The 17,625-nt window shown below is 70.6% G+C and carries 15 protein-coding genes and 1 riboswitch; of the genes, 11 read left to right on the top strand and 4 right to left on the bottom strand.

Translation table 11 applies throughout. From position 1 onward, the window contains the following. Positions 1-67: 67 nt before the first annotated feature. The 8 genes from shc to J7E91_RS34660 are packed head-to-tail and all read left to right on the top strand — an operon-like array spanning position 68 to position 9,095. On the top strand, positions 68-2,101 hold the full coding sequence (gene shc, locus J7E91_RS34695; RefSeq protein ID WP_214911293.1) for a squalene--hopene cyclase: 2,034 nt from the start codon (positions 68-70) through the stop codon (positions 2,099-2,101). Next, on the top strand, positions 2,101-2,751 hold the full coding sequence (locus J7E91_RS34690) for a 1-hydroxy-2-methyl-2-butenyl 4-diphosphate reductase (protein WP_214911291.1): 651 nt from the start codon (positions 2,101-2,103) through the stop codon (positions 2,749-2,751). Before shc ends, J7E91_RS34690 begins: the two co-directional genes overlap by 1 nt. A gap of 5 nt (positions 2,752-2,756) precedes the next feature. After that, positions 2,757-3,779, top strand: a complete 1,023-nt coding sequence (hpnH, locus tag J7E91_RS34685; protein WP_028815585.1) for an adenosyl-hopene transferase HpnH — start codon at positions 2,757-2,759, stop codon at positions 3,777-3,779. Positions 3,780-3,783: 4 nt separating this feature from the next. Then, positions 3,784-4,950 carry a flavodoxin-dependent (E)-4-hydroxy-3-methylbut-2-enyl-diphosphate synthase gene (gene ispG, locus J7E91_RS34680; protein ID WP_214911289.1) on the top strand — a complete coding sequence of 389 codons (1,167 nt, stop codon included), beginning with the start codon at positions 3,784-3,786 and terminating at the stop codon, positions 4,948-4,950. Positions 4,951-4,973: 23 nt separating this feature from the next. Continuing rightward, complete coding sequence (dxs, locus tag J7E91_RS34675) at positions 4,974-6,887, top strand: 1-deoxy-D-xylulose-5-phosphate synthase (protein WP_214911287.1); 1,914 nt, start codon at positions 4,974-4,976, stop codon at positions 6,885-6,887. Then, on the top strand, positions 6,884-8,281 hold the full coding sequence (locus tag J7E91_RS34670) for an aspartate aminotransferase family protein (protein WP_214911285.1): 1,398 nt from the start codon (positions 6,884-6,886) through the stop codon (positions 8,279-8,281). Before dxs ends, J7E91_RS34670 begins: the two co-directional genes overlap by 4 nt. Before the next feature lie 57 nt (positions 8,282-8,338). Then, positions 8,339-8,941: a helix-turn-helix domain-containing protein gene (locus J7E91_RS34665; RefSeq protein WP_214911283.1), complete on the top strand. Its 603-nt coding sequence runs from the start codon at positions 8,339-8,341 to the stop codon at positions 8,939-8,941. Position 8,942: 1 nt separating this feature from the next. Continuing rightward, positions 8,943-9,095, top strand: a complete 153-nt coding sequence (locus J7E91_RS34660) for a DUF6126 family protein (RefSeq protein WP_214911281.1) — start codon at positions 8,943-8,945, stop codon at positions 9,093-9,095. 15 nt (positions 9,096-9,110) lie between these two features. Here the strand turns inward: J7E91_RS34660 and J7E91_RS34655 are convergent, their stop codons facing one another. After that, positions 9,111-9,935, bottom strand: a complete 825-nt coding sequence (locus J7E91_RS34655; RefSeq protein WP_308377563.1) for a tyrosine-protein phosphatase — start codon at positions 9,933-9,935, stop codon at positions 9,111-9,113. 166 nt (positions 9,936-10,101) lie between these two features. Here J7E91_RS34655 and J7E91_RS34650 point away from each other — a divergent pair, with 166 nt between their 5' ends. The 3 genes from J7E91_RS34650 to J7E91_RS34640 all read left to right on the top strand — a co-directional run bounded on the left by J7E91_RS34650 (position 10,102) and on the right by J7E91_RS34640 (position 14,605). After that, complete coding sequence (locus J7E91_RS34650) at positions 10,102-12,198, top strand: alpha-galactosidase (RefSeq protein ID WP_214911277.1); 2,097 nt, start codon at positions 10,102-10,104, stop codon at positions 12,196-12,198. A gap of 327 nt (positions 12,199-12,525) precedes the next feature. Continuing rightward, positions 12,526-12,698: riboswitch (cyclic di-AMP (ydaO/yuaA leader) on the top strand. Between the two features lie 2 nt (positions 12,699-12,700). Then, the gene (locus J7E91_RS34645; protein ID WP_214911275.1) at positions 12,701-13,633 is read left to right on the top strand and encodes a LysM peptidoglycan-binding domain-containing M23 family metallopeptidase; all 933 of its coding nucleotides are present in this window, start codon (positions 12,701-12,703) and stop codon (positions 13,631-13,633) included. Between the two features lie 180 nt (positions 13,634-13,813). Further along, a complete protein-coding gene (locus J7E91_RS34640; RefSeq protein WP_214911273.1) occupies positions 13,814-14,605 on the top strand; it encodes an SGNH/GDSL hydrolase family protein in 792 nt (263 codons plus the stop codon). Here the strand turns inward: J7E91_RS34640 and J7E91_RS34635 are convergent. The 3 genes from J7E91_RS34635 to J7E91_RS34625 are packed head-to-tail and all read right to left on the bottom strand — an operon-like array spanning position 14,558 to position 17,624. Continuing rightward, positions 14,558-15,463, bottom strand: a complete 906-nt coding sequence (locus J7E91_RS34635) for an STM4011 family radical SAM protein (RefSeq protein WP_214911271.1) — start codon at positions 15,461-15,463, stop codon at positions 14,558-14,560. The genes J7E91_RS34640 and J7E91_RS34635 overlap by 48 nt on opposite strands. Before the next feature lie 8 nt (positions 15,464-15,471). After that, positions 15,472-16,815, bottom strand: a complete 1,344-nt coding sequence (locus J7E91_RS34630; protein WP_214911269.1) for an STM4012 family radical SAM protein — start codon at positions 16,813-16,815, stop codon at positions 15,472-15,474. Next, positions 16,812-17,624, bottom strand: coding sequence for an STM4013/SEN3800 family hydrolase (locus J7E91_RS34625; RefSeq protein ID WP_214911322.1), 813 nt, complete (start codon positions 17,622-17,624; stop codon positions 16,812-16,814). Before J7E91_RS34625 ends, J7E91_RS34630 begins: the two co-directional genes overlap by 4 nt. Position 17,625 lies beyond the last annotated feature (1 nt).

The following is a 17,625-nucleotide window of genomic DNA, read 5'->3' as shown; positions in this document are numbered from 1 at the left end:
TAAACCCCGCACCGGACGACGTCGGACCCCAGCACAGCAGATGACCAACTGCCACGGAGGGGAAACCATGACAGCGACGACCGACGGAAGCCCTGGGGCCATGAAGCCCTGCGCGGCCGCGGCCAGCGAATTTACCGACAACAGCACCACCAACACCCCAGACGTCACCCGTCACGGGCCGGTCACTGCCGGCGTCCTGGACGCCGCGCGGCGGGCCACGGACCGCGGGGTCGCGCATCTGCTCGCACAGCAGGACGACCAGGGCTGGTGGAAAGGTGACCTCGAAACCAATGTGACCATGGACGCCGAGGACCTGCTCCTCCGTCAGTTCCTGGGCATTCAGGACGAGAAGACCGTCCGGGCCGCCGCGCTCTTCATCCGCGGCGAGCAGCGGGGCGACGGCACCTGGGCCACCTTCTACGGCGGCCCCGGCGACCTCTCCACCACCATCGAGGCGTACGTCGCCCTGCGGCTCGCCGGAGACCTGCCGGACGATCCGCACATGGAGCGCGCCGCGGCCTGGATCAGGGCGCGCGGCGGCATCGCCGCGAGCCGCGTCTTCACCCGGATCTGGCTGGCGCTGTTCGGGTGGTGGAAGTGGGGCGATCTGCCGGAGCTGCCGCCCGAGCTGATCTTCCTTCCGTCGTGGTTCCCGCTGAACATCTACGACTTCGGCTGCTGGGCCCGGCAGACCATCGTGCCGCTGACCGTGGTGTCCGCGAAGCGGCCCGTGCGTCCCGCGCCGTTCGCGCTCGACGAGCTGCACACCAACCCACGCGTGCCGAACCCGCGCAAGAGGCTTGCCACGCCCACCAGTTGGGAGGGCGCCTTCCAGCGGCTCGACAAGGCCCTGCACGTCTACCGCAAGGTCGCGCCGGCCAGGCTGCGCGGCGCCGCGATGAAGAGCGCGGCGCGCTGGATCGTCGAGCGGCAGGAGAACGACGGCTGCTGGGGCGGGATCCAGCCGCCCGCCGTGTACTCCCTGATCGCGCTCCACCTGCTCGGATACGACCTGGATCACCCGGTGATGCGGGCCGGCCTGGAGTCGCTCGACCGGTTCACGGTGTGGCGCGAGGACGGCGCCCGCATGATCGAGGCCTGCCAGTCGCCGGTCTGGGACACCTGCCTCGCCACCATCGCACTCGCCGACGCGGGGGTACGGCCCGACGACCCGGCGCTCGTCAAGGCCGCCGACTGGATGATGAGCGAGCAGATCGTACGGCCCGGGGACTGGGCCGTACGCCGCCCCGGAGTCGAGCCGGGCGGCTGGGCGTTCGAGTTCCACAACGACAACTACCCGGACATCGACGACACCGCCGAGGTCGTCCTGGCGCTGCGGCGCGTCGCGCACCCGGACCGCGCGCGGACCGAGGCGACCGTCGACCGCGCCGTCCGCTGGAACCTCGGCATGCAGTCGAAGAACGGCGCCTGGGCGGCCTTTGACGCCGACAACACCAGCCCCTTCCCCAACCGGCTGCCCTTCTGTGACTTCGGCGAGGTCATCGACCCGCCGTCCGCCGACGTCACCGCGCACGTGGTGGAGATGCTGGCCGTCGAAGGCAAGGCACACGACCCGCGCACCCGGCGCGGCATCGAGTGGCTGCTGGCCGAACAGGAGCCGGACGGTTCCTGGTTCGGACGCTGGGGTGTCAACTACGTATACGGAACAGGGGCGGTCGTGCCGGCGCTGATCGCTGCCGGGCTGCCGACCGGCCACCCCGCCGTCCGTCGCGCCGTCGGATGGCTGGAGTCCGTCCAGAACGACGACGGCGGCTGGGGCGAGGACCTGCGCTCGTACCGTGAGGCCGGCTGGGCCGGGCGCGGTGCTTCGACCGCTTCGCAGACCGCCTGGGCGCTGCTCGCCCTGCTCGCGGCGGGGGAGCGGGACGCCAAGTCCGTCGAACGGGGCGTCGCCTGGCTGGCCGGGACCCAGCGGGAGGACGGCTCCTGGGACGAGCCGTACTTCACGGGCACCGGATTCCCGTGGGACTTCTCCATCAACTACCACCTCTACCGGCAGGTCTTCCCGCTCACCGCTCTCGGGCGGTACGTCCACGGGGAGCCCACCTACCCGGACCTGGCCACCCGGGAAGGGACCTGATGGCCCCCATGGACCCGGCCGAGCCCGCACCGCTGCTGATCGCCTGCGCGCTCGGCATCGAGCAGTTCGCGCTGCGCAGCGGACACCGCAAGGAGGCGCCGGGGCCCGTGACCGTACTGCGTACGGGGATGGGCCCCAAGGCGGCAGCGACGGCCGTCAGGCAGGCGCTCGCCCACGGCGGCCCGGCCCCGGACGCCGCCGTCATCGCGTCCGGCTTCTGCGCGGGGCTGGTCCCCGGAATGCACCCCGGGGACCTGATCGTCGCCGACGAGACGCGCGGGCCCCACGGCACTTCGGCCTGTACGGGCGTGGAGCTGCTCGCGAAGGCGCTGGACCGGGTGGTGCCCGGACGCACCGTGCACACCGGCCCGTTGCTCGGCTCCGCCCATGTCGTGAGGGGACCCGAGCGGGCCCGGCTGGCGGCCACCGGGGCGATCGCTGTGGACATGGAGTCCGCCGCGACGCTCGGCAGCGCGCTGCGGGCCGGACCGCGTCCGGTTGCGGCCGTTCGGGTGGTCGTGGACGCTCCGGAGCACGAGCTCGTACGCATTGGAACGCTTCGCGGTGGAATATCGGCATTTCGTGTTCTTCGCGCAGTGCTGCCTGCCTTTTTTGAATGGCACCGTTCTTCGCTGCTCCCCAGGAGGTGAGCCAGATGGCCATGCCGCTCCGTCAGACCATCAGGGTCGGGACGTATCTCGTCGAACAGAAGCTCCGCAAGCGAGAGAAGTTCCCGCTCATCGTCGAGCTCGAACCGCTCTACGCCTGCAACCTCGCGTGCGAGGGCTGCGGCAAGATCCAGCATCCGGCGGGGGTTCTGAAGCAGCGCATGCCCGTGGCGCAGGCCGTGGGAGCGGTCCTGGAATCCGGTGCTCCGATGGTCTCCATCGCGGGCGGCGAACCGCTGATGCATCCTCAGATCGACGAGATCGTGCGGCAGCTGGTGGCGAAGAGGAAGTACGTATTCCTCTGCACCAACGCGATGCTGCTGCGCAAGAAGATCGAGAAGTTCACGCCGTCGCCGTACTTCGCCTTCGCCGTGCACATCGACGGGCTGCGGGAGCGGCACGACGAATCGGTCGCGAAGGAAGGCGTCTTCGACGAAGCGGTGGAGGCGATCAAGGAGGCCAAGAAGCGCGGCTTCCGGGTCACCACCAATTCCACCTTCTTCAACACCGACACCCCGCAGACGATCATCGAGGTGCTCAACTACCTCAACGACGACCTGGAGGTGGACGAGATGATGATCTCACCCGCCTACGCGTACGAGAAGGCTCCCGACCAGGAGCACTTCCTCGGTGTCGAGCAGACGCGGGAGCTGTTCAAGAAGGCGTTCGCGGGTGGCAACCGGCGGCGCTGGCGACTTAACCATTCGCCGCTCTTCCTGGACTTCCTGGAGGGCAAGGCGGACTTCCCGTGCACGGCGTGGGCGATCCCCAACTACTCCCTCTTCGGGTGGCAGCGGCCCTGCTACCTGATGAGCGACGGGTACGTCCCGACGTACCGGGAGCTCATCGAGGAGACCGACTGGAGCAAGTACGGGCGGGGCAAGGACCCGAGGTGCGCCAACTGCATGGCGCACTGCGGCTACGAGCCGACGGCCGTCCTCGCGACCATGGGCTCACTCAAGGAGTCCCTGCGCGCGGTCCGCGAGACGGTCTCGGGAAACCACGGGTGACGTGATGACCGTTGGTGAGCCTGTCGCACTGGGGCTCCCCGGGCTGCTGGCCCGGCCCCTGGCGGTGCGCCGCGCTTCGCGGCGTGTCCAGGTCGGGTCGGTGGCGGTCGGCGGGGACGCGCCCGTCTCGGTGCAGTCGATGACGACCACCAGGACGTCCGACGTCGGCGCGACGCTCCAGCAGATCGCGGAGCTGACGGCCTCGGGCTGCCAGATCGTACGGGTGGCGTGTCCCACCCAGGACGACGCGGACGCGCTGGCGACCATTGCGCGCAAGTCGCAGATCCCGGTGATCGCGGACATCCACTTCCAGCCGAAGTACGTCTTCGCCGCCATCGACGCCGGCTGCGCGGCGGTCCGGGTGAACCCGGGCAACATCAAGCAGTTCGACGACAAGGTCAAGGAGATCGCCAAGGCGGCCTTGGAGACGCGCACCCCGATCCGCATCGGTGTGAACGCCGGGTCGCTCGACGCGCGGCTGCTGCAGAAGTACGGGAAGGCCACCCCGGAGGCGCTCGTCGAGTCGGCGCTGTGGGAGGCGTCCCTCTTCGAGGAGCACGGGTTCGGTGACATCAAGATCTCGGTCAAGCACAACGACCCGGTCGTGATGGTCAACGCGTACCGGCAGCTCGCCGCGCAGTGCGACTATCCGCTGCACCTGGGTGTGACGGAGGCCGGTCCGGCGTTCCAGGGCACGATCAAGTCCGCGGTGGCCTTCGGCGCGCTGCTGAGCGAGGGGATCGGCGACACCATCCGGGTCTCGCTGTCCGCGCCGCCGGTCGAAGAGGTCAAGGTCGGCCTTCAGATCCTGGAGGCGCTCAACCTCAAGCAGCGGCGTCTGGAGATCGTGTCCTGCCCGTCCTGCGGGCGCGCGCAGGTCGACGTCTACAAGCTCGCCGACCAGGTGGCCGCCGGTCTCGACGGCCTGGAGGTGCCGCTGCGCGTCGCCGTCATGGGCTGTGTCGTCAACGGTCCTGGTGAGGCGCGTGAGGCGGACCTCGGTGTCGCGTCCGGCAACGGCAAGGGCCAGATCTTCGTCAAGGGCGAGGTCATCAAGACCGTGCCCGAGTCGAAGATCGTCGAGACGCTCATCGAAGAGGCGATGAAAATCGCCGCGGACATGGAGGGCGAGGGCATCACTTCGGGGATGCCCGCCGTCACTGTGAGCTGAAGGACCAGAGAGGGGGCCCGAGCGTGACGATCTTGGAAGGTATCCGGGGGCCGCGCGACCTGAAAGGTCTGACAGACGCCGAGAACTGTCAGCTGGCATCCGAAATCCGGGAGTTCCTGGTCCGGGCCGTGGCCCGGACGGGCGGACACCTCGGGCCCAACCTCGGGGTGGTGGAGCTGACCATCGCCCTGCACCGGGTCTTCGACTCGCCCGCCGACCGCATCCTGTGGGACACCGGCCACCAGAGCTACGTACACAAACTGCTCACCGGCCGGCAGGACTTCTCCAAGCTGCGCCGCAAGGGCGGGCTCTCCGGCTATCCGTCGCGCGAGGAGTCCGCGCACGACGTCATCGAGAACTCGCACGCCTCTACGGTCCTCGGCTGGGCCGACGGGCTCGCCAAGGCCAACCAGGTGCTCGGCCGGAGCGACCACGTCGTCGCGGTGACCGGGGACGGCGCACTCACCGGCGGCATGGCCTGGGAGGCGCTCAACAACATCGCCGCCGTCCGTGACCGGCCGCTGATCATCGTCGTCAACGACAACGAGCGTTCGTACGCCCCGACCATCGGCGGGCTCGCCGACCACCTCGCCACTCTCCGTACGACGGACGGGTACGAGCGGTTCCTCGCCCGGTGCAAGGACGTGCTCCAGCACACCCCCGTCATCGGGCAACCGCTGTACGGGTCGCTGCACGGCGCGAAGAAGGGCTTCAAGGACTTCATCGCCCCGCAGGGGATGTTCGAGGACTTGGGGCTCAAGTACGTCGGCCCGATCGACGGCCACGACATCGCGGCAATCGAGTCGGCACTGAGCCGCGCGAAGCGCTTCCACGGGCCGGTGCTCGTGCACTGCCTGACCGAGAAGGGTCAAGGTTACGCCGCAGCCGAGCAGGACGAGGCGGACCGCTTCCACGCCGTGGGCGCGATGAACCCGCTGACCTGCGAGCCCCTCGCACCGGCCAACGGTCCTTCCTGGACTTCCGTGTTCGGCGACGAGATGGCGAAGATCGGCGCGGAGCGGCCCGATGTCGTCGCGATCACGGCGGCCATGCTGCATCCCGTGGGGCTGGGCAAGTTCGCCGCGGCGTTCCCCGACCGGATCTGGGACGTCGGGATCGCCGAACAGCACGCCGCTGTCTCCGCCGCCGGGCTCGCCACCGGCGGGCTCCACCCCGTCGTCGCCGTCTACGCCACCTTCCTCAACCGCGCCTTCGACCAACTGCTCATGGACGTGGCGCTGCACAGGTGCGGCGTGACCTTCGTACTGGACCGGGCGGGCGTCACCGGGGCCGACGGGCCCTCGCACAACGGCATGTGGGACATGTCGCTCCTCCAGGTCGTACCCGGCCTGCGGATCGCGGCGCCGCGCGACGCCGACCAGCTGCGTGCCCAGCTCCGCGAGGCCGTGGACGTCGACGACGCACCGACCGTCCTGCGGTTCCCCAAGGAATCCGTGGGACCGGTGATCCCGGCGGCCGGCCGGGTGGGCGGCATGGACGTGCTGCGCCGGGCCGCCGGACCCGACGTACTCCTGGTCTCCGTCGGCGCGCTCGCGCCCGTCTGCCTCGAAGCGGCCGGGCTGCTGGCCGAGCGGGGCATCGGCTGTACGGTCGTCGACCCCCGCTGGGTCAAGCCCGTCGACGAGCAGCTCGCGCAGCTCGCGCAGCGGCACCGCCTCGTCGCGGTCGTCGAGGACAACAGCCGCAGCGGCGGGGTGGGTTCAGCCGTCGGGCAGGCGCTCCGGGACGCCGGAGTCGACGTACCCCTGCGGACGTACGGCATCCCGGAACAGTTCCTCGCGCACGCCAAGCGGAGTGAGGTGCTGGCCGACATCGGGCTCACCCCCGCGTCGATAGCGGGTCGGATCAGCCTCGCCCTGGCGGCCGGGGAAGCCCGGTCCGTCCCACTGCCGAACGCCAAGGAGACAGCGGAATGACGGACGGCGCGCCGAAGGAGTTCGACCTGGCGAAGCTCCTCGCCGAACGCGGGGCCGAGCGCTACGAGCTGCATTCCAGGCACCTGAACCACCAACTGCCCCGCATGCTGCGCACCATCGGCTTCGACAAGGTCTACGAGCGGGCCGAGGGCGCCTACTTCTGGGACGCGGAAGGCAACGACTACCTCGACATGCTCGCGGGCTTCGGCGTGATGGGCCTCGGCCGGCACCATCCCGTCGTACGCAAGGCGCTGCACGACGTCCTCGACGCCTCGCTCGCCGACCTGACGCGCTTCGACTGCCAGCCGCTGCCCGGACTGCTCGCCGAGAAGCTGCTCGCCCACAGCCCGCACCTGGACCGGGTGTTCTTCGGCAACAGCGGCACGGAGGCCGTCGAGACCGCGCTGAAGTTCGCCAGGTACGCGACGGGCAGGCCCAGGATCCTGTACTGCGCGCACGCCTTCCACGGCCTGACGACCGGCTCGCTGTCGGTGAACGGCGAGGCGGGCTTCCGCGACGGATTCGCGCCGCTGCTGCCCGACACCGCGATCGCGCTGGGTGACCTGGACGCACTGGAGCGGGAGCTGAAGCGGGGTGACGTGGCCGGCTTCGTCGTGGAGCCGATCCAGGGAAAGGGCGTGCACGAGTCCCCGCCCGGGTTCCTGCGCGCCGCCCAGGAGCTCCTGCGCCGCCACAAAGCACTGCTGATCGCCGACGAGGTGCAGACGGGCCTGGGCAGGACCGGGGACTTCTACGCGTACCAGCACGAGGAGGGCGTCGAACCCGATCTGCTGTGCGTCGCGAAAGCGCTCTCGGGAGGCTACGTACCGGTCGGCGCGACCCTCGGCAAGGACTGGATCTTCAAGCGCGTCTACTCGTCGATGGACCGGGTGCTGGTGCACTCGGCCAGCTTCGGCTCGAACGCGCAGGCCATGGCGGCGGGCCTCGCCGTCCTCTCGGTGATGGAGGACCAGGAGATCGTCGCGAACGCGCGGCGCTCCGGCGATCTGCTGCGGGAGCGGCTGACCGCGCTCATCGGCCGTTATGAGCTGCTGCACGACGTACGGGGGCGCGGGCTCATGATCGGCATCGAGTTCGGCCGGCCGAGCTCGCTGAAGCTGCGCAGCCGCTGGACCATGCTCCAGGCCGCCCGCAAGGGACTCTTCGCGCAGATGGTCGTCGTACCGCTGCTCCAGAAGCACCGCATCCTCACCCAGGTCTCCGGCGACCACCTCGAAGTGATCAAGCTCATTCCGCCGCTGATCGTGGGGGAGAGGGAGGTCGAGCGGTTCGTCGGCGCGTTCACCGCGGTGATGGACGACGCGCACAGCGGCGGCGGTCTGATGTGGGACTTCGGCAAGACCCTGGTGAAGCAGGCGGTCGCCAACCGCTGATTTGCCTCGGAGGTAATATTTTTGCCTGTTGGGTAATTCATCTGGCCCAATGGGTGCATGACACCCCGCCTCGAAGAGCCGGCCGAAGGAGCGCTGCCCTCGGTCGCGCCGAGACTGCGCGACCTGCGGCGGCACAGCGGTCTCACGCTGGAGGCGGCCGCCCGGCGCGCCGGTCTTTCACCGGCGCACCTGTCCCGCCTGGAGACGGGACAGCGCCAGCCCTCGCTGCCGATGCTGCTCACGCTGGCCCGTGTGTACGGGACGACGGTGTCCGCGCTCCTCGGTGAGACTCCGGGTGAGCGGGACGCCGTACTGCGGGCGGACGAGGCCGAGGCGCGGGTGGCCGACGGGTGGACGTACCACCGGGCCGGCGGCTCGGGGCGCGCCATGCAGGCGCTGCGCGTGCACGTCCCGTACGGCGCCCAGGGTGACATGGTGCGCGTCCATCCCGGCGAGGAGTGGCTGTACGTCCTGTCGGGGCGGTTGCGGCTGGTGCTCGGCGAGAGCGTCCACCGGCTCGATGCCGGGGACAGCGCGCATTACGACTCGCTGACCCCGCACCGCATCGCGGCCGCCGGCCCGGACGGGGCCGACCTGCTGTTCGTTCACACGTTGTTGCAGAGCGCCGCCGCCGGGCTGTGCCTACCCCAGGAGACCTGACATGCCGCTGCCCGGGGGAAAGACCGCCGCCCGCCGCTTCGTGGAGGACAAGATCCCCAGGGGCCTGGCGATCCGCGTCTTCATGTACGTCGTCGCGGGTCACCTCTTCGCGGCCTTCGTCTACCTGCTCTTCACGCTCGGCGGCCAGCGCTGACACCGGCCGCGTCGCTCAGCTCCCGTCGAGCAGGCGCGTCCGCAGTCGCTCGCGGGTCTCGGGAGCGAGGTTCAGCCCCTCTGCGAGGTAGCGGTCGGTGGTGCCCCAGATCTCCTCGATCGTCTCGAAGGCGGCGTTCAGATACTCCGCGCGGGCCTCGAAGAGCGGGCTGAGCAGCTCCATGACCTCGGACGACATCCCGGTCGGCGAGTTGTCGCTGCGGTGGACCTTGTAGCGGCGGTGCGGGTCGTTCGACTTCAGGTAGTCGGCCTCGATGGCCTCGCGCTCGACGCCGACCGCCAGCAGAGTCACCGCTATGGACAGGCCCGCGCGGTCCTTGCCCGCCGCGCAGTGCATCAGCGCGGGGACGGAGTCCTCGGCCAGGGCGTGCAGCACCTGGCTGTGCTCGGCCGTACGCTCCTTGATGATCATGCGGTACGTCGCCGACATGCGGTCCGCGGCCTTGCCGTCCGAAAGGATCTCGCGCAGCTCGTCGAGGTTCCCGTCGCGGACCATTTTCCAGAACACGGCACCGTCGGCCGGGTCCGTCAAGGGCAGGTTGACGTTGCGCACCCCCGGCAGCTCCACGTCCGGGCCCTCCAGCTTCTGGTCCGCCTCGTTGCGGAAGTCGAAGATCGTGTGGAGGCCGAGCGAACCGAGGAACGCCGCGTCGACGGCGGTGGCGTGCGCCAGGTGACCGCTGCGGAAGAGGGCTCCGTACCGGACCCGCCGCCCGTCCGCCGTCGGCAGGCCGCCCACGTCGCGGAAGTTGCGCACCGCGGCAAGCTCGGGCTCGTGCTCGGGCTCGGTCGACGGGACCTGCGGCAGCTGCTGTGTCACGTGGGCTCCTGAAGTCTGCCGTCGGCGCTGCTCGCCGACTTCGGCGCGTTTCGACGATACGACACGGGTTCCCGGGGCAACCATCTCGGCCGACCCCGTCCGGTCATTGCAACAGGGAGGCCGGACGAACGAAGATGTTCGTACCTGTGCGGATCTGGGGGACTTGATGATCGAGACCGGCGGCAACGGCCGTACCTGGCTGCTCTCCGGCGCGGCCGGCAGCTACGCGCTGCACCTCACCGGCCACGACGAGCTGGTTCACCTGCACTGGGGGCCGCGCATCTCCCTCGCCGCCGCCGAGTCCCTCGCCGCCGAACCCCCGCCACCGTACTGGCCGTTCGAGTCGCAGCTCGACGGGCGCGAGGAGTACCCGGTCGAGGGCGGTCCCCGTTTCGTACGGCCCGCCCTGTCCGTACGTACGCCCGTCGTGCGCGGCACCGAGTGGCGGTACTCGGAGGCGGCCACGGCCGGCGACGAACTGCGGCTGCGCTTCACCGACCCCGTCCACCACCTCGGCCTCACCCTGCACTACCGGATGCGCGAGGACTCCGACGTCGTCGAGCGGTGGGCCACCGTCGCGCACGAAGGACCGGCCGACGCCCCGGCCCTGGAACTGCTGCGGGCCGACGCCGCCGCCTGGACGCTGCCCCGGCGCGAGCGGTGGCGGCTGAGCCAGCTGCACGGCCGGTGGGCGGCCGAATCCCGGCTCGTACGCTCGGATCTCGCCCCCGGCGAGAAGGTCCTGGGCAGCCGCCGCGGCCACACGGGGCACCAGCACCTGCCCTGGGTCGCCCTCGACGCGGAGGGCGCCACGGAGGAGAGCGGTGAGGTGTACGGCTGCGCGCTCGGCTGGTCCGGGTCGTGGCGCATCGCCGTACAGCAACTGCCCGACGGGACGGTGCAGATCACCGGCGGAGCGGGACACGACGACTCGGGGCTGCTGCGGCTGGCGCCCGGCGGAACGTACACCACACCCGTCTTCGCGGGGCTGTGGAGCGACGGCGGGTTCGGCGGGGCGAGCCGGGCCTGGCACGCCTGGCAGCTCGCGCACGTGATCCCGGACGCCGAGCGCTCGCGGCCCGTTCTCTACAACTCCTGGGAAGCGACCGGCTTCGACATCTACGCGGAGCAGCAGCGCGCGCTCGCGCGACGGGCCGCGGACATCGGCGTCGAGCTGTTCGTGGTGGACGACGCGTGGTTCGGTGCGCGCGTCAGCGACCGGGCCGGGCTCGGGGACTGGACGCCCATCCCCGAGCGCTTTCCCGGTGGGCTGAAGCCGCTCGCCGACGAAGTGCACCGGCTGGGTATGCGGTTCGGGATCTGGGTGGAGCCCGAGATGGTCAACGCCGACAGCGATCTGTACCGGGCGCACCCCGACTGGGTGCAGCACCATCCGGGGCGCACCCGCACGGAGTTCCGCAACCAGCTCGTTCTCAACCTCGCGCGGGACGACGTCCAGGCGTACCTCTGGGAGCAGCTCGACGGCCTGCTGTCGAGCGCGCCCGTCGACTATGTGAAGTGGGACTTCAACCGCTGCTTCACCGACGCGGGCTGGCCGGGCGAACCGTACCCGCAGAGGCTGTGGACGGAGCACGTGCACGCTCTGTACGCGCTCCTCGACCGGCTGCGGGCCGCGCATCCGGGCGTGGCCTTCGAGTCCTGTTCGGGGGGCGGCGGACGGATCGACCTCGGGATCCTGTCCCGTACCGACCAGGTGTGGACCTCGGACAACACCGATCCGCTGGACCGGCTCGCCATCCAGCACGGCTTCAGTCAGCTGCACCCGGCGCGGGCGATGGCCGCGTGGGTCACCGACAGCCCCAACACCCAGCTCAACGGGCGGGTCAGCTCGCTGCGCTTCCGCTTCGTGAGCGCGATGGCGGGCGTGCTCGGCATCGGCGGCGATCTGACCGGGTGGGGGGAGGACGAGATCGCCGAGGCGCGCGAGTGGGTGGACCTGTACAAGGAGATCAGGCCGGTCGTGCAGCACGGCGAGCTGTACCGGCTGCGCGCCCCCGACGGCGGGCTCAGCGCGGTCCAGTACCTGCGCGGCGACGACATCGTGGTCCTCGCGTGGCTGCAGGCCCAGCACTACGGCGAGCAGCAGCCGCCGCTGCGCCTGCGGGGGCTCGACCCGGAAGCGGCGTACGCCTGCCTGGACACCTCGGCCGTGCACCGGGGTTCCGTACTGCTCCACCGGGGGCTGCGCACCGCGCTGCGCGGGGATCTCGACGCGGCGGTCTTCCGGTTGCGGAGGATTTGACGCCTTTACGGGCATAAGGGGGGATGTGAGTCACGGTTGGGGCGAAACGGGCTATTTCCTACTAACTCCCCTGGTGGGTACGGGAAATGGCGGGACCGCTGGTGAGCAGGATCATATTCGTGACGGTGCGTGGCGAAGCGCCGTGAGCAACTACCAGTTCACGCGCGGGGCGCGATGATCCGTAATCCACAGAGGGTGACGGGAATTGCGCCGTGAATTCTCTCGGGGCAATGGCGGAACGAATGGACTGGCTTGTACGGGGCAGCCCCGTCGGCTTACGGTCACCGTCAATCCGGGAGGACCGCCGAATCCTGCCACCTCCCGGGGTCCGCACTCACACTCACTCACGCGTGGCAGGAGCGGGGGACCCAGGTAAGTACGCCGGCCACCGGATGTTCCATTGTCCGGTCCGGCTTTGGGGTTAAGTCGCGCAACAGCGCGGCCGGGCATCTCCAGTCCGAACCCGACAGCTCACCTCGTAGGCGCCGGAGAGGAATGTTCCATGCCCGCAAAGGGTAAGCACCGCCGCCCGAGGTCCAACCCGCTCACGCGCGGATTCGTCGCCGCGGGAACGGGCGGAGCCGCACTCGCACTTCCCCTCATCGCCGCCACCGGCGCGAACGCCGCGGAGAAGGCCGCTCCGGCCCCCGCGTCCGCCGGCAAGGCCGCCCCCGACTCCTCGGCCGCTTCTGAGAAGGCGACGCCGAAGAAGAAGACCGGCACCAAGACCTACTCCGTGGTCTCCGGCGACTACCTGTCGAAGATCGCCGACGAGCAGGACGTGCGTGGCGGCTGGCAGAAGCTGTACGAGGACAACCGTGAGGTCGTCGGCGGCAACCCCTCGCTGATCCTGCCCGGCATGAAGCTGACCATCGGGGCGAAGGCGGCGGCCCCGGCCAAGCCGGCCCCCGCGAAGGCCGCTCCGGCGAAGCCCGCCCCGGCGAAGGCCGCCCCCCAGCCCGCCCCCAAGGCAGAGGCCGAGAAGCCTGTCTCCGCCCCTGCCCCGGCCGCTGCCGCGCAGAGCGCCGGATCCGGCTTCACCGCCCCCGTCTCCGCAAGCGTCACCACGCCGTACCGCGCCGCCGGCGGCAGCTGGTCCAGCGGCTACCACACGGGCGTCGACTTCGCCGCGGCGAGCGGTACCCCGGTCAAGGCGGTCGGTGCGGGCACCGTCGTCTCCGCGGGCTGGAGCGGCTCGTACGGCAACGAGGTCGTCATCAAGCACGACGACGGCCGGTACTCGCAGTACGCCCACCTGTCCTCGCTGTCCGTCTCCTCCGGCCAGAGCGTCGGCGGCGGCACGCAGATCGGCTTCTCCGGCAGCACGGGCAACTCCACCGGCCCGCACCTGCACTTCGAGATCCGGACCGGCCCGAGCTACGGCTCGGACGTCGACCCGCTGGCCTACCTCCGCGGCCACGGCGTCATTGTCTGACCTGTTTGAGCGCTCCCCGTACGCCTCCTTTTGCTGCCACACACGGCGGCAAAAGGGGGCGTACGTGCGTTTTCGGTCTATTCCGGGTTGGGTGAATCTTGACCGGTGTCGTATATCACGCCGCGTCAACCCCTCCCTACGGTGGCGTAGGTCACTTGCTCCAGTGGAGGATGTGCCGACGTGGCAGACGATTCGAGATCATTCAGCGCAGGCACCATCGGGTCGTACGCGGCGATCGGCGACAGCTTCACCGAGGGCGTCGGAGATCCGGGACTCGACGGTGCGTTCATCGGCTGGGCCGACCGGCTCGCCGTACTCCTCGACGACCGCGTCCCCGAGCACACGTTCCGCTACGCCAACCTCGCCGTACGCGGCCGCCTGCTCGACCAGATCGTGGCCGAGCAGGTCCCGCGCGCGAAGGCACTGGCTCCCGACCTGGTGAGCTTCTGCGCCGGCGGCAACGACATCCTCCGGCCCGGCAGCGACCCCGACGACGTGGCCGAGCGCTTCGAGCGGGCGGTCGCCGACCTCACCAACGCCGTGGGCACCGTCATGGTGACCACCGGCTTCGACACGCGCGGCATTCCCGTGCTGCGTCATCTGCGCGGCAAGATCGCGACGTACACGGCGCACGTACGGGCGGTCGCCGACCGCTACGACTGCCCGGTGCTCGACCTGTGGTCGCTCAAGTCCGTCCAGGACAGGCGCGCCTGGGACGGCGACCGGCTCCACCTCTCGCCCGAGGGTCACACCCGCGTCGCGCTGCGCGCCGCCCAGGTGCTCGGCCTCGACGTACCGGCCGACCCGGACCAGGCGTGGCCGCCGATGGCCCCGCGCAACTCGCTGGAGGCGCGCCGGGACAACATCCAGTGGGCGCGGGAGCACCTGGTGCCGTGGATCGGGCGGCGGCTGCGCGGTGAGTCGTCAGGTGATCACGTCGAGGCGAAGAGGCCCGATCTGCTGCCCTTGTGAGGCCTCGGCAGGTCCGCGCGGTATGCGTTCCAGGACGCCGCCCGCGAACACGTCGTACAGCGGCAGCGTCTCCAGATGGACGTACCCGATGTGGCAGTCGCAGGTGGCGAGCGGGCAGGCGCGGGGGCGCAGTGCCCGGCGGTAGGAGCCGTCGTACAGGTTGCCGAGTCCGGCGCGTACGAAGTGGCAGCGGCGCACCGTGCCGTCGCCGTCCACGGAGATCACCGACTCGCCGGTCCGGCAGGGCAGACCGGCCGAGCGGTGCGGGTGGCGGCTGTACGGGAAGAGGGGGTCCAGGGCCGTCCATTGGGCCGCCTCCGCGTCCGTATAGGTGCGGCCCTCCGCCGCGTTGACCCACAGGTAGACCTCGGAGGGGAGCGCGGCGCGCAGTCGGCGCGCCTCTTCCAGATGCTCGGGGAAGCCGACCACACCGACGCTGAAACGCACGCCACGGGCGGTCAGGTCGCGGCACTTGGCGAGAAAGCGGTCGTACGGTGTCTGACCGGGGTGGTAGGTGCACCACAGCGCGAGCGTGCCGAGGTCGGCGCCGGATTCGGTGAGCCAGTCGGTGCGGCAGCTCAGGTTCGTCTGGATGGCGACGCGCCGGATGTGCGGCAGCCGGGACAGCTCGGTGAGGGCGCGGCGGTACCAGGAGCGGACCAGGCCCTCGCCCCAGGGGGTGAAGAGCACCGAGAGGCGGTCGCCGGTCTGCGCGGTGGCCCACTCGGTGAAGCGTTCCAGTGCGGCGCGGTCGGCGCGCAGCCGGCCGGAGCTGTCGCGCCGCTTGGCGAACGGGCAGTACGGACAGTCGTAGTCGCAGGAGGCGAGCGGGCCGCGGTAAAGGATCGTCAGGTCCATGGCCGGGCTCATTTCAGTTCGTACGCGGCCATGGCGGCCCGTACAGCGGGCGAGAACAGCTCGGGGCCCAGCGCGTCCGAGTGCGCGAGGCCCTCGGGGGAGAGCCGCAGCAGACCCTTCGGCGCGCTGTCGTCGAGCCAGCCGCGGGCCGCGAACCGGTCGAGTTCGGCGGGGAAGTCGTCGGCCGGCGCTGTGCCGAACCGCTCGCCGTACTCGGCCAGGCGCATGCCCTCGGCCTGGAGGAGCGACTGGAGCAGATGGCGGCGGCGGGCCTCGTCGGCGTCGACGTGCCGGCCCGTCTCGGCACGGGAGAAGTCCTCCGTCGTGGTGTAGTCGTCGATGATCTTGCGGATCTCGCTCATGCCCACTGCGTAGTCGAAGGAGTAGTGGAGCGCGGGGGTGTACGAACGCGCTCCGCAGCCGAGGCCGATCATGCCGTCGGTCTGGCAGGCGTAGTCGTCGGCCGTCTCGTCCGCCGCCTGCTTCGGCGCGTCCGCGCGGCGGAACATCCGCATCGAGACCTGCTCGTACCCGTGGGCGAGGAGGTGGTCCCTGCCCTGGCGGTAGAGCCGCAGCCGCTGGGTGTCCCAGGCTGCGTCGGCCTCGGCGCCGATCCTGCCCAGGCCGGTGAGGGGGCGTACGTACAGGGGATAGAGGTAGAGCTCCTCGGGACGCCAGGCGAGCGCCGCGTCGAGCGAGGTGCGCCAGGTGTCGGCGGTCTGGCCCTCGATGCCGTAGATGAGGTCGATGTTGAGGACGGGAATGCGGGCGTCGCGGACGGCGGCGAGGGCCGTCTCGACGTCGGCGCGGCGCTGGGGGCGCACGGCCGCGCGGGCCTCGGAGTCGACGAAGCTCTGGACGCCGAGGCTGAGGCGGGTGGTGCCGCGGTCGGCGAGGACGGCGAGGCGGTCGGGGGTCGCGGTGGCCGGGGAGGCCTCGACGGACAGGGGGACGGCGGCCAGGTCGGCGCCCATCCGCTTCTCCGCGATGTCGCAGAGCCGTTCGAGCTCGCCGGCATTGAGGAAGGTGGGGGTGCCGCCGCCGAAGGCCGCGGCGGCGAAGTGGACGCCGGTGTCGCCGAGGGCGTCGCGGACGGCGGTGGCCTGGCGGTCGAGCGCGTCGAGGTACCGGCCGGTCAGTTCGTCGGGGGCGCCGATGCGGGTGAAGAGATTGCAGAAGCCGCAGCGGACCTCGCAGAACGGTATGTGGAGGTAGAGGGAGAGGGCGTTCTTGGGCTCGTCCGCCCAGAGGTCGCGCAGGGAGGGGCGGTTCTCCAGCTCGCGGTACGCCGTCTTGTGCGGGTAGGCGTAGACGTAACTCTGGTAGGGGCGGGGCGCGGTGGTGCTCATCATCGGGTGGCCCCTTGATCGAGGGTGAAGTGGGCGTAGGGGACGGTCCAGACGGCCTCGTGGCCCAGGCGGTGACCGGTGTAGCCGTCGTCGCCGTACGCCGTCCCGTGGTCGGAGCAGACGATCGCGAAGCAGGGGCGGCGGCTGCTCGCGGCGGCGAACAGGCGGCCGATGTGCCGGTCGACGTACTCCAGAGCGGCCGCGTGGGTGGCGCGCGAGTCACCGGCCGCACGGGTGGCACCGGGCAGATGGAACCAGTTGGGCTGGTGGAGAGCGGAGACGTTCACGAACAGGAACAGCCGCTGCTCGACCGGGAGTTCGGCGACGACCTGCTCGGCCCTGACGACCTGCTCCTCGAAGGACGTGGACGACGCCACGCCGAACTCCGGCTCCCAGTGGCTCTCCTGGAACATGCCCGGCAGGACCGAGCCGAGCGGGCCCTGCCGGTTGAAGAAGCCGACGCCGCCGATGCAGACGGTGCGGTAGCCGGCGTCCGCCAGGCCGGAGACGAGATCGGGCGCGTCGAAGACGAAGGTGCGCTCCGCGGTGGTCTCGCTGCCCGCGAAGCGCGCGGCGAACAGCCGGGGATGCGGACCGGGGGCGGCGGGTGTGGGCAGGAAGCCCGCGAAGATCGCCTGGTGCGAGGCGTAGGTGAAGCTGCCGGGCGCGTGCCGCTTCTCCCACACGCCGCCCGGCAGGTGCCGGACCAGGTTCGGTATGCGGCCGGTGGCCGCGAGTTCGGCGGCGACGTCGTGGCGCAGGGTGTCGAGGGTGACGAGCAGCAGATCGTGGCTGCCGATGATCTCGTTCATG

The organism is Streptomyces sp. ISL-99 (assembly GCF_018614005.1).
Classification (GTDB): domain Bacteria; phylum Actinomycetota; class Actinomycetes; order Streptomycetales; family Streptomycetaceae; genus Streptomyces; species Streptomyces flavidovirens.
This window is presented reverse-complemented; position numbering and strand designations above follow the sequence as displayed.

Excerpts from the sequence above, each read along its gene's own strand:
- J7E91_RS34670 (WP_214911285.1), top strand. The coding sequence starts at position 6,884 with ATGACGGACGGCGCGCCGAAGGAGTTCGACCTGGCGAAGCTCCTCGCC.
- J7E91_RS34665 (WP_214911283.1), top strand. The coding sequence starts at position 8,339 with ATGACACCCCGCCTCGAAGAGCCGGCCGAAGGAGCGCTGCCCTCGGTC.
- ispG (WP_214911289.1), top strand. The coding sequence starts at position 3,784 with ATGACCGTTGGTGAGCCTGTCGCACTGGGGCTCCCCGGGCTGCTGGCC.
- J7E91_RS34645 (WP_214911275.1), top strand. The coding sequence starts at position 12,701 with ATGCCCGCAAAGGGTAAGCACCGCCGCCCGAGGTCCAACCCGCTCACG.
- J7E91_RS34630 (WP_214911269.1), bottom strand. The coding sequence starts at position 16,815 with ATGATGAGCACCACCGCGCCCCGCCCCTACCAGAGTTACGTCTACGCC.
- J7E91_RS34650 (WP_214911277.1), top strand. The coding sequence starts at position 10,102 with ATGATCGAGACCGGCGGCAACGGCCGTACCTGGCTGCTCTCCGGCGCG.
- J7E91_RS34660 (WP_214911281.1), top strand. The coding sequence starts at position 8,943 with ATGCCGCTGCCCGGGGGAAAGACCGCCGCCCGCCGCTTCGTGGAGGAC.
- J7E91_RS34690 (WP_214911291.1), top strand. The coding sequence starts at position 2,101 with ATGGCCCCCATGGACCCGGCCGAGCCCGCACCGCTGCTGATCGCCTGC.
- shc (WP_214911293.1), top strand. The coding sequence starts at position 68 with ATGACAGCGACGACCGACGGAAGCCCTGGGGCCATGAAGCCCTGCGCG.
- J7E91_RS34625 (WP_214911322.1), bottom strand. The coding sequence starts at position 17,624 with ATGAACGAGATCATCGGCAGCCACGATCTGCTGCTCGTCACCCTCGAC.
- J7E91_RS34635 (WP_214911271.1), bottom strand. The coding sequence starts at position 15,463 with ATGGACCTGACGATCCTTTACCGCGGCCCGCTCGCCTCCTGCGACTAC.
- hpnH (WP_028815585.1), top strand. The coding sequence starts at position 2,757 with ATGGCCATGCCGCTCCGTCAGACCATCAGGGTCGGGACGTATCTCGTC.